Origin of the sequence: Streptomyces sp. MZ04, assembly GCF_004684775.1 — a bacterium.
Taxonomy (GTDB): domain Bacteria; phylum Actinomycetota; class Actinomycetes; order Streptomycetales; family Streptomycetaceae; genus Streptomyces.
Map to the genome: position 1 here is coordinate 1 of NZ_SRIC01000268.1, position 11,017 is coordinate 11,017.

Below are 11,017 nucleotides of genomic sequence, written 5' to 3' on the forward strand. Positions count from 1 at the left end.
TTCCCGTACTGGCTCCGCCAGCGCATCGAGTCGGTGAACTGGACGCTCAAGGGCCAGCTCGGGCTGGAGGTCCACGGCGGCCGGGTGCTCTCCGGGCTGTGGGCCAGGGTCCTGCAGAGGCTCCTGGTCCTCAACGCGGCGATCTGGCACAACTGGGCCTGCAGCACCGAAAAGAAGCGTTCACTGATCCACTACGACCACCCGACCCGGCTGACCAGCACGTAAAAGCACATCAACCATCTAGGGGCGACTAGCCCGCAGGATCGAGGACGGGCGTGTACTCCTCGCCGTACCCTCGATGCCATGGCTGAGCACCTGGGAGACCGGCTGGTTCGTCTACGCCGACTCGCCGACCTCACGCAAGAGGGGCTGGCGGAGAAGTCCGGCGTGTCCTCCGACGTGATCAAGCGGCTTGAGTAGAAGCGTAAGCACAGTGCTCGGCTGCCAACCCTGCATGCGTTGGCTCAGGGTCTCGGTGTCGAGTTGACGTCTCTGCTCGGGGACCCGCCGGGAGTGCCGTCAACGGGTGAGGTTGACCCGCCCCAACTGGTGGCCGTACGGCGCGCGATCATGCCGCCGCTGTTCGCTCCGCCACCGGTGCCCAATGGACCTGAACGGCTGACTGCCGCACTGCTTCGGCGTGAGATCGCCGACGCGTGGACGCTGTACCACGATGCGGAGTTCGGCCGTCTCATGGATGTGCTGCCCGCCATCATCAACGACGCGCGCTTTGCCGCCGCTGTCGGCAGGGGAGACGAGAAGGCGGCCGGACAAGCCGCGTTGGGCAAGGCTCTTCAGCTGGCCGGACATCTGGCAATCCGCCTGGGCAAGACGGATCTTGCACTGAGCGCGCTTGAGCGGGCGATGAATGCCGCAGAGCAGTCCTCTGATCCGTTGCTTGCGCCCATGGTCAGTAACTCCGTGACATGCACAAGGGCCTCATCGACCGCTTCCGGTCGCTGCCCATGGCGCGCGGCGCCGTCCTCACCGGAAGGACCATCGCCGACCTCGTGCAGACGGCGCTGACGCTGCTCGTCCTCGCGATCGTGGCGCTCCTCGTCGGCTGGCGCATCCACGAGGGGATCTGGAAGGCGCTCGGCGCCTTCGGCCTGCTGCTCCTGCTCGGGTACGCCTTCACCTGGGTCGGCGCGCTGATCGGGCTCTCCGTGCGCACCCCGGAGGCCGCGACGTCCGGCGGGCTGATCTGGCTCTTCCCGGTCACGTTCATCTCGAACGCGTTCGTGGACTCCAGCAACATGACGCCGTGGCTGCGGCACGTCGCCGACTGGAACCCCTTCAGCGCCACCGTCCAGGCCTGCCGCCAGCTCTTCGGCAACCCCGGCGTCTCGGACTCCCCGGCCTGGCCCATGCAGCACGCCGTCTGGGCCTCGGTGATCTACTCGATCCTGATCATCGTGCTCTTCCGGACCCTCGCGGTCCGCAAGTACCGCTCGGCCACCGCCTAGCCCGCGTACGCGAAAGGCCCCGGGCACGCTCGGTGCCGGGGGCCTTCCGTATCGCCGAAGGCGGCCTCAGGCCTGGTACGGCTTCGCCTCGAGGATCTTCACCGAGGCGAGCTTGCCGTTCGGCAGTTCGTACGACGCGTCCTCGCCGATCTTCTTGCCGTTCACGCCGCTGCCCAGCGGGGACTGCGGCGAGTACGTCTCGATGTCGGAGCTCGCGTACTCACGCGAGGCGAGCAGGAAGTTCAGGGTGTCGTCCTCGTCGCCGTCGAAAGCGATCGTGACGACCATGCCGGGCGCCACCATGCCGTCGGCGGCCGGCGCCTCACCGACCTTCGCCTGCTCGAGGAGCTGCGTCAGCTGGCGGACGCGGAGCTCCTGCTTGCCCTGCTCCTCCTTGGCCGCGTGGTACCCGCCGTTCTCGCGCAGGTCGCCCTCCTCACGCGCCGCCGCGATCTTGGCCGCGATCTCGGTGCGCGCAGGACCAGACAGGTACTCCAGCTCGGCCCTGAGCTGGTTGTACGCCTCCTGGGTCAGCCAGGTGACGTTCTCGCTGGTCTGGGTCACAGGTGCTCCTCGTAGGTACTGGGAATACAAAGCATCGCCCTACCCAGAAGGATGTTCCCTCACGGGTGGGCGAAACCACGAGCCTAACAATTCAGGCGCGCGAGGGGGAGGACATAAGCCATCAGAAATACGTCAACGCAGGTGAGCGCGGTAAAGATGTCAGGCCGTGGATGTCAGGCTGTAGACGTCAGTCCGTGTCAGTCCGAGTGACAGCCGAGCAGCTCGACACTGGTCGCCTTCTCGGTCGTACGCAGCGTGACGACCTTGTCGATACGGCCCTTCTGCTGGTCGAAGCGGAAGTCGGCGCGGCCCACCTCGGCGCCGGACTCGGCCTGCGAGCGCAGGGTGCAGTAGCCCCGGGCGCCGGCGTCCTTACGTACTTCCAGATGTGCCTCGACGGCCTTGTCCGAGACGACGTCGAACTTGATGACCTCGGCACTGACCTTCGTACCGTTGATGTAGTCGTAGCCGAACCAGCCGACGACGCCGAGCAGGATCACGCCGAGGACGGAGCCCACGATCATGAGCTTGCGGTCGGCACGTTCGTCCGCCGTGCGCGAGCGGCCGTATCGGCCCTCGGGGAGCTTCGTGCTCGCCGCCGCCATGATCTTCCTCCAGGAATAGGGGCTGCCGGAATTTTCCGCCCCCCGGTTCCGTCACTATAGAAGCCGCCCATTGCGCCGAATTGACCAGGGCGCCGGATCACTGAGGATCGAGTCTTGACTGAGCAGCTGCGACTGATGGCCGTTCACGCCCACCCCGACGACGAGTCGTCGAAGGGCGCGGCCACCATGGCCAAGTACGTGTCCGAGGGGGTGGACGTGCTCGTCGTGACCTGCACGGGTGGGGAGCGCGGTGACATCCTCAACCCCAAGCTCCAGGGGGACACCTACATCCAGGAGCACATCCACGAGGTACGCAAGAAGGAGATGGACGAGGCGCGCGAGATTCTCGGCGTCAAGCAGGAGTGGCTCGGCTTCGTCGACTCGGGGCTTCCCGAGGGCGACCCGCTGCCGCCGCTGCCCGACGGCTGCTTCGCCCTGGAGGACGTCGACAAGGCCGCCGGCGAGCTGGTCCGGCAGATCCGCTCCTTCCGTCCGCAGGTCATCACGACGTACGACGAGAACGGCGGATACCCGCACCCCGACCACATCATGACCCACAAGATCACGATGGTGGCGTTCGAAGGGGCGGCGGACCCCGAGAAGTACCCGGAGAGCGAGTTCGGGCCGGTCTTCCAGCCGCGGAAGCTCTACTACAACCAGGGCTTCAACCGGCCGCGGACCGAGGCGCTGCACCAGGCGATGCTCGACCGCGGCATGGAGTCGCCGTACGGGGACTGGCTGAAGCGGTGGGACGAGTTCGAGCGGGTCGAGCGGACGCTGACCACGCACGTTCCGTGCGCCGACTTCTATGAGATCCGCGACAAGGCGCTGATCGCGCACGCCACGCAGATCGACCCCGACGGCGGCTGGTTCCGGGTGCCGATGGACCTCCAGAAGGAGGTCTGGCCCACGGAGGAGTACGAGCTGGCGAAGTCGCTCGTCGATACATCCCTCCCCGAGGACGACCTCTTTGCGGGCATCCGCGACAATGCCTAGCGTGAACGCACATCTGGCAATGACGCATCTCGTCCCTCTCGCCAAAGAGGTCGACGATGACAAGGTGACTCCGGGTGTTCTCGGCTTCATCGTCTTCGCGGTGATGGCTCTCGCCGTCTGGGGTCTGATGAAGTCCATGAACAAGCACATGCGGAAGGTGGACTTCAAGGAACCGTCCGACGCATCGGCTGTATCCGCCGAGACGGGTGTGGCCCCGGAACCGCAGAAGTAGCGGGCAAGCGAGCAGCGGCGTCCCGCACCGCCCCGGCCCGCAGTCAGCGGGAGTGGTCGGCCAGGGACAGGAGCAGGTGCGCGGACTCCGGGCGCAGATGGTCGGAGTGCGCGCCCGCCGGCCCGTTTCCGTGTATGTAGACGTTGCTCGCGTCGACGCTGACGAAGCGGTGGTCGAGGGCACTGTGCGGATACGCCTTGTCCGGGTCCAGCATGCGGATGCCGGACACCGGGGAGGGCGCGGTGCCGATCCCCGCGTACCCGATGCCCGCCCGCTTCTCGGCCCGCAGATGCCAGAACCCGGTGGCCCGGTCGGCTTGCGAGTACGTCGCCACGACCGGGCCGCGCAGGGGCGCACCGCCGAGCGCGGTGAACGTCGCGGCGAAGGCGTCGCGCGGAGCGGCCATCTGCAGCAGCAGCATCGAATCGACGGTGAAGGGCCGCCCCGGCGGACGCGGCGTGCTCCAGCCGAGGGTGAGGTCCTGCTCCCCGGCCGCCCACTGCACGGCCTCGCACAGCAGACGGCAGCCGAACGAGTGCCCGACCAGGTGCAGATACTGCCCGCCGCGACCGGCGAGGACCGCCGCGACCGGCGAGGACCGGCGCGGCACGAGGATCGGCGCGCCGGTCGTCGAGATACCCGAGCAGCTGCCCGATGACGCGCGCCGCGTGCCCCCGGGTGCTCATGGCGTGAGCACGGTCCCGGATGCGGCGGTAGCCGCTGGCCGAGCCAAGCCGTCGCCCTGGGCCGTCGCCCTGGGCCGTCGCCCTGAGCCGCCGAGCCGAGCCGCCGCCCCGAGCCGTCGCCCCGAGCCGTCGCCCCGAGCCGTCGCCCCGAGCCGTCGCCCCGAGCCGCCGAGCCGAGCCGCCGAGCCGAGCCGCCGCCCTGAGCCGTCGCCCTGAGCCGTCGCCCCGAGCCGCCGCCCCAAGCCGCCGCCCCAAGCCGCCGACCCAAGCCGTCCACTCACCGCGAAGCAGCCCCTGCCGCCCCTATTGCGCCGCAGTCACCGCTACCCCCATCACTTCCCGCGCATGCCGGTTCGGCACCATCCCGAGCCGCCACGCCTGCCACCCCGACTCCAGGTCGGCGCCGCGCTCCAGGAGGAGTGCGAACGCCTCCAGGTAGTCGTCCAGCTTGCCGTCGCGCGTGGGGTGGCCCGCGCGGGACAGCTGGCTGAGTTCCTCCTGGGCGACCGCCGTGCCGATCTCCCAGCCGCCGGGTGACGCGTACGGCAGCAGGGTGCAGCGCAGGAAGCGGGCCCAGTCCTCGCCCCTGCGGTCTCCGTACGAGGTGAAGAGCGCCGCCGCCTCGTCGCACAGCGCGAGCGCCTGCTGTCCCCGCGCGTTGCCCGCGTCGACCACCGCGAGCTCCAGGCAGGTCCACGCCTCGCCGTGCGCGACGCCGATCCGCTGGAAGTCGGCGCGGGCGTCCACCAGGAGCTGGCGGGCGAAGCCGGAGTTGCGCAGCGAGCCCGTCTGGGCGGCGCGCTGGTCGCGGGTCACGCGCGCGGAGTGGTGGCGCGCGCACGCCAGTCCGTACACGTCCCGCATCCGGGAGAACATCGTCCGGGAGCGTTCGAGTTCGCGTACCGCCTGGTCGAGACTGCCCGCCTCCTCCAGGGCCTGCCCCAGGTAGTACGCGCTCCAGGCCTCGCCGCGCGCGTCCTCGTTGTCGCGGTGCCGGGAGACCGCCTGGCGCAGGCCGTCGACGGCGGCCGACGCGTCGCCGTCCACCAGACGGGCCCGCGCCAGCTGCGTCAGGGCCCAGGCCTCGCCGCGGCCGTCGCGGGTACGCCCGTACAGATCGAGGGCGCTCCGCAGCTGCTCCTCCGCGCGCGGCACGTCGCCCATGCGCAGGCACAGCTGGCCCAGCTGGAAGTGTGCCCACGCCTCGCCGTGCAGGGAGTCGTTCTCGCGGTGCAGGGCGAGCGAGGACTCCAGGAGGCTCAGCGCCTCGGTGAGGTTGGCGCGGTCACGCTCGACCGCCGCGAGCGCGTGCATCGTCCAGGCGCGGTCGCCCGCCAGCTCGTCCGCGCCCTGCAGGTCAAGTGCCTCGCGCAGCCGCGCCGCCGCGTCCGTCAGCTGGCCCTGGTGGTGCAGCGTGATGCCGAGGGAGCACAGGGCGAGGGCGGCGCCCGCGTCCTGGTGGGCCTCCATGTACAGGTCGACCACCGACGTCAGGGTGGTGCGCGCCTGGTCGAGCTCGCCGAGCTGCCGGGACGCGATGCCGGTGCGCCACCGCACGCTCCGTACGAGAAGACCCTGGTCGACGGCCTGCGTGAGCTCGCTGATCTCGCCCAGGCGGTAGAGGTCGCCGCGCAGCAGGCAGTAGTCGCACAGGGCGCCCAGGAGGTTGAGCACCGCCTCCTGGTTGACGCCCTCCGCGTGCCGCAGGGCAGCGGTGATGAAGCTCGACTCGTCGTCCAGCCAGCGCAGGGCGGCGTCGAGGGACGCGAAGCCGTGCCCGTCGAACTGTCCTGCCCGCGTCGACATCTTGCCGTCGACCAGGCGGATCACCGACCCCGCCAGCTCGCTGTAGCTGACGATGAGACGTTCCTGCGCGGCCGTGCGCTCGCCGGGCTCCTCCTCGTCGATGAGGCGGGCGAGCGCGAAGGCCCGTACGAGATCGTGCAGGCGGTAGCGGCTGCCGCGCACATGGTCGACGAGGCCCGCACGCGACAGCGCGGCCAGCTGGCGGGTGGCTTCCTGCTCGTCGGCGCCGAGCAGGGCGGCCGCGGCTGCCGCACCCAGGGAGGCGCGCCCGGCCAGCGCGAGCCTTCGCAGCAAGCGGCGGGCGGGCTCGGACTGGTCGGTGTAGCGCAGCCACAGGACGCGCTCGACCGGCTCGACGGGGCCGTACGCGGAGAGATCGGCGGCCAGCTGACGCGGCGTACGCGATCCGATCGAGGACCCGGCGATGCGCAGGGCGAGCGGCAGCCCACCGCACAACTCCCTCACCGCGTCGGCGGATTCGGCGTCATACGGGCCGGATGAGTCCTCGGCGGCCTCGCGCAGCAGATCCTCCGCGCCCGCCGGGTCCAGCGGCTCCACCGGCAGCTGGTGCACCCAGGCGGGCAGATCGGCGGGCAGTTCCAGAGGCTTGCGGGCGGTGACGAGGACGAGGCTGTCGGAGCGCTCGGGCACGAGCGTGCGCACCTGCTCGATGTCGCTCGCGTCATCGAGTACGACCGTGACGGCGAGCCCGGTCAAGTACTGGTGGTAGAGCTCGCTCAGCCGCCTGACCTGCTGCTCCTGGGAGGAACGCTCCCGGAAGAGCAACTGCTCGCGTGGGGCGCCCAATCGATTCAGCAGATGCAGCAGCGCTTCGCGCGTGGACAGCGCCTGTGAGCTTTCGCCCCGCAGGTCCACTACGCAGGCACCGCGGAACTGATCCCGCAGATCGTGCGCGGCCCGCACCGCGAGCGAGGAACGCCCGGAGCCGGGCGCACCGTGCAGCACGACCACGGTCGGCCGGGTCTCGGTGCTGGCGCGCGCCGCCTGCACCCACTGCGCGACCCGCGCGAGCTCGGCCCGCCGCCCCGTGAACGGCCCGTCCAGCTCCGGAAGTTGGCCGAACGACTGCTCAAGAGCCGTACGCCGCCGGGCCGCCGCGCTCTTGTCCGTGCCCCGAAGCCGGGGCGCCGCCTGCTGCTTGCCGGACGAGGCCTGGAGCACCCGCTGCTGGTCGAGGAAGGGCCGGATGCCCCGCACCTCGAGAGCCGTCAGCCACTGCAGCCGCAGCTGCTCGGGCCCGCCCGGCTGGTTGATCGCCCCGGCACGGCGGCTGGCCGCCGGCACATGGGCGGCGGTCACCTTCAGGACGGTCGTCGCCGCGCCGACGACGGCGACGGCGGCGCCCGCGCCGAGCGCGGTGGAGGCGCCGGTGCCGAGCGCGAGGTCCGCCACACAGGCCCCCACGGCGGCAACCACCGCCACCAGCAGGGGAGTTCCGGCCCCCTCCTTGGCGTAACGCTGCCCGAAGGAGAGCTGCCCGGCTGCCGCCTCGTCGACGGCCTGCGTGAACGCGGCGTACTCCTCGGCCGCGGTCACCTCCATGGCATCGAGCGCGCCGCGGGCCCGCGAGAGCAGCACGGCCCCGTCGGTACGTCCGCCGGAGCGCCGCACCTCTTCCTCCACCGCCCGTACCAACAGCCGCTCGGCTTCGGCCCGATGGCTGTCCCGCATATGGGTCCCCCTCCGAGAGCAATAGTCGCCTGGAGCCACAAGTGTCCTGCGTACGGCCGCCTGACGCGAGGGAGTCGGCGGATCACGTACGGGATCACAGGGGGGATCACGTGGGCCAGTCCCCGGATCGGGGGCCCGCGTGGGGAGGGGAGTCAAAGAGCACCGTGGATGACACCGTCCTCGGCAAGCGCCAGATGACGGCCCTCGCCGAACATCTCCGCCAGGTTCATCCCCGGATACTCGATCGGCTCATCCCGCCTCTCCAGACGCACCCGCACACGCCACCGCTTCCCGGCGTGCTCAACGACCACATCCGCCCATGCCGTCGAGGGCGCGTCAATCTCCACCAGACGCGCACCGTGCTCACGGAAGAAACTGAGCTGTATTCCCAGCTCCTGCACCAGCCACGCCATGTGCGTCCACGGCGGGGACACCGCCAAAGGCATGAAATCGACTTCAGCCCGCTCGCTCGCATCATCAGAGCAATGTCGGCCACCTGGAGGAGGAAGGCCCCATCAGTCGATTCCCGATGCGATACCGGATCGCCTACCGGAGCGCCAGGTAGGACCCCCGGTAGGCGACCGTATCGCCTGCTGCTGCCGCCGTTGCGGTGTTCCTGACCTTGACGCTCTTGGGGAGTTGCTTGTAGCCGGCCCGGAAGGTCTCACCCTTCAGCAGCCGTTCCGCAGCGGCATGCTGCCCGGACCGGAGTACTTCAGCGTCTTCCCGCCACAACAGCGAGAGCGGCAACAGCGACACCGACGGAGCGTGTTGTCTTCACCTGATTCTCCACGGAACATCCCCCGCACCCCCGGTGGGGCGGGAGCCGAAAAATCAAACTAGTGCCGCCCCAAAGGCACCGGCTGTTGGACCTCCGGGCACTGCCCCTGGGGGCGACAACACGGCTGAGAGCATCACCTTCCCTGTCATCAAGCGCAGTTGAGAGGCTGTGTGGAACCAGCGCGCAGGTTGTCGAGCGCGTAGGCGGATCTTCCTGGCCGGCACCTCGGTCTTCACCGCCGCCTCGCTGCTGTGCCGTATCGCGGCCGATCCGGGCCTGTTGATTGCCGCCATGTGGTGCAGGGCGCGCCTCGGAAGGTGGGCTGGACGGTCCCGGTCGTGCGACGATGCCGGTATGAACCGACTGGCTAGCTCCCAGTCGCCTTATCTACTCCAGCACGCCAACAATCCGGTGGATTGGTGGCCATGGGGAGAGGAGGCGATGACGGAAGCCAAGCGGCGGGACGTGCCCATTCTCTTGAGTGTGGGCTATGCGTCCTGCCACTTAGCTTCCGGTAATTCATTGGTGCCACGTCATGGCGCACGAGTCCTTCGAGGACGCCGAGGCTGCCGCGTTCCTGAACGAGCACTTCGTGAACATCAAGGTCGACCGCGAGGAGCGGCCCGACGTCGACGCCGTCTATATGGAGGCGGTGCAGGCCGCGACGGGCCAGGGCGGCTGGCCCATGACGGTCTTCCTGACCCCCGACGCCGAGCCCTTCTACTTCGGTACGTACTTCCCGCCCGAGCCGCGGCACGGCATGCCGTCCTTCCAGCAGGTCGCCGACGGGGTCCGGCGGGCGTGGGCGGAGCGGCGCGACGAGGTCGCCGAGGTCGCCGGGAAGATCGTGCGGGATCTGTCGGAGCGTCAGCTGGCGTTCGGCGCCGGCGAGCTGCCCGGCGAGGACGAGCTGGCCCAGGCGCTGCTCGGTCTGACACGGGACTACGACGCGACGCGGGGCGGCTTCGGCGGCGCGCCGAAGTTCCCGCCGTCCATGGTCGTCGAGTTCCTGCTGCGGCACTACGCCCGCACGGGCGCGGAGGGCGCGCTGCAGATGGCCGCCGACACCTGCGAGCGGATGGCGCGCGGCGGCATCTACGACCAGCTGGGCGGCGGCTTCGCCCGCTACTCGGTGGACCGCGAGTGGGTGGTCCCCCACTTCGAGAAGATGCTGTACGACAACGCCCTCCTGTGCCGGGTCTACGCCCACCTGTGGCGGACCACCGGTTCGGGTCTCGCACGGCGGGTCGCCCTGGAGACGGCCGACTTCATGGTGCGCGAACTGCGTACGAACGAGGGCGGGTTCGCCTCGGCGCTCGACGCGGACAGTGAGGACCCGGCGACCGGGGCGCATGTCGAGGGCGCGTATTACGTGTGGACGCCGGAGCAGTTGCGGGAGGTGCTCGGCGATGCGGACGCGGAGCTCGCCGCTGTGCACTTCGGGGTGACGGAGGAAGGGACCTTCGAGGAGGGGGCGTCCGTCCTCCAACTCCCGCAGGACGACGGGGTGCTCGCGGACTCGGAGCGGCTCGCGTCGATCCGGGAGCGGCTGCTCGCGGCGCGCGGTGAGCGGCCCGCGCCCGGCCGTGACGACAAGGTGGTCGCCGCCTGGAACGGGCTCGCGATCGCCGCGCTCGCCGAGGTGGGCGCGTACTTCGAGCGGCCGGATCTGGTGGCGGCGGCGGTGGCGGCCGGGGACCTGCTGGTCCGCGTGCACATGGACGACCGCGCGCGGCTGTCCCGTACCTCCAAGGACGGGCGTGTGGGTGCCAACGCGGGGGTCCTGGAGGACTACGCGGATGTCGCCGAGGGGTTTTTGGCTCTGGCCTCGGTGACGGGGGAGGGAGTGTGGCTCGAGTTCTCGGGGTTCCTGCTCGACCACGTCCTCGGCCAGTTCGTGGACGCGGAGTCGGGGTCGTTGTACGACACGGCGGTGGACGCGGAGCGGCTGATCCGGCGGCCGCAGGACCCCACGGACAACGCGGTGCCGTCCGGGTGGACGGCGGCGGCCGGTGCGCTGCTGTCGTATGCGGCGCAGACCGGGGCGGAGCCGCATCGGGTGGCGGCGGAGCGGGCGCTGGGGGTCGTGAAGGGGCTCGGGCCGCGGGCCCCGCGGTTCATCGGGCATGGGCTCGCGGTTGCCGAGGCGGCGCTTGATGGGCCCCGGGAGGTGGCGGTGGTGGGGCCGG

At 70.3% G+C, this 11,017-nt stretch carries 9 protein-coding genes and 4 pseudogenes; 7 read left to right on the forward strand and 6 right to left on the reverse strand.

Features of this window, described 5'->3' with window-relative positions:
* The 4 genes and pseudogenes from E2651_RS34970 to E2651_RS34980 all read left to right on the forward strand — a co-directional run.
* Nucleotides 1–225, forward strand: a pseudogene (locus E2651_RS34970) (hypothetical protein); the annotation flags it as partial.
* Between the two features lie 78 nt (nucleotides 226–303).
* Nucleotides 304–420 carry a helix-turn-helix transcriptional regulator gene (locus E2651_RS46235; RefSeq protein WP_348541687.1) on the forward strand — a complete coding sequence of 39 codons (117 nt, stop codon included), beginning with the start codon at nucleotides 304–306 and terminating at the stop codon, nucleotides 418–420.
* A gap of 21 nt (nucleotides 421–441) precedes the next feature.
* Nucleotides 442–924 (forward strand): annotated as a pseudogene (locus tag E2651_RS34975) (transcriptional regulator); the annotation flags it as partial.
* Nucleotides 924–1,466, forward strand: a pseudogene (locus E2651_RS34980) (ABC transporter permease); the annotation flags it as partial. The pseudogenes E2651_RS34975 and E2651_RS34980, both read left to right, overlap by 1 nt.
* A gap of 66 nt (nucleotides 1,467–1,532) precedes the next feature.
* On the opposite strand, the gene greA reads toward E2651_RS34980, so the two are convergent.
* Nucleotides 1,533–2,030 carry a transcription elongation factor GreA gene (gene greA / locus E2651_RS34985; protein ID WP_135335286.1) on the reverse strand — a complete coding sequence of 166 codons (498 nt, stop codon included), beginning with the start codon at nucleotides 2,028–2,030 and terminating at the stop codon, nucleotides 1,533–1,535.
* Between the two features lie 197 nt (nucleotides 2,031–2,227).
* Nucleotides 2,228–2,635, reverse strand: coding sequence for a DUF4307 domain-containing protein (locus E2651_RS34990; RefSeq protein ID WP_135335287.1), 408 nt, complete (start codon nucleotides 2,633–2,635; stop codon nucleotides 2,228–2,230).
* A gap of 114 nt (nucleotides 2,636–2,749) precedes the next feature.
* On the opposite strand from E2651_RS34990, the gene mca reads away from it, so the two are divergent.
* Entirely contained in the window at nucleotides 2,750–3,631 is an 882-nt protein-coding gene (mca, locus tag E2651_RS34995) for a mycothiol conjugate amidase Mca (protein ID WP_135335288.1), read from the forward strand.
* A complete protein-coding gene (locus tag E2651_RS35000) occupies nucleotides 3,624–3,863 on the forward strand; it encodes a hypothetical protein (RefSeq protein WP_245239427.1) in 240 nt (79 codons plus the stop codon). Before mca ends, E2651_RS35000 begins: the two co-directional genes overlap by 8 nt.
* A gap of 43 nt (nucleotides 3,864–3,906) precedes the next feature.
* On the opposite strand, the gene E2651_RS35005 is transcribed toward E2651_RS35000, so the two are convergent.
* The 4 genes from E2651_RS35005 to E2651_RS35020 form a co-directional block, all read right to left on the reverse strand.
* The gene (locus E2651_RS35005; RefSeq protein WP_209446322.1) at nucleotides 3,907–4,473 is read right to left on the reverse strand and encodes a hypothetical protein; all 567 of its coding nucleotides are present in this window, start codon (nucleotides 4,471–4,473) and stop codon (nucleotides 3,907–3,909) included.
* A 379-nt stretch (nucleotides 4,474–4,852) separates the two neighbouring features.
* Entirely contained in the window at nucleotides 4,853–8,047 is a 3,195-nt protein-coding gene (locus E2651_RS35010; protein ID WP_135335289.1) for a tetratricopeptide repeat protein, read from the reverse strand.
* A 152-nt stretch (nucleotides 8,048–8,199) separates the two neighbouring features.
* On the reverse strand, nucleotides 8,200–8,460 hold the full coding sequence (locus E2651_RS35015; protein WP_135335290.1) for a hypothetical protein: 261 nt from the start codon (nucleotides 8,458–8,460) through the stop codon (nucleotides 8,200–8,202).
* Nucleotides 8,461–8,593: 133 nt separating this feature from the next.
* Nucleotides 8,594–8,806, reverse strand: coding sequence for a hypothetical protein (locus tag E2651_RS35020; RefSeq protein ID WP_135335291.1), 213 nt, complete (start codon nucleotides 8,804–8,806; stop codon nucleotides 8,594–8,596).
* A gap of 376 nt (nucleotides 8,807–9,182) precedes the next feature.
* Between E2651_RS35020 and E2651_RS35025 the strand changes: the two are divergent.
* Nucleotides 9,183–11,017: pseudogene (locus E2651_RS35025) on the forward strand (thioredoxin domain-containing protein); the annotation flags it as partial.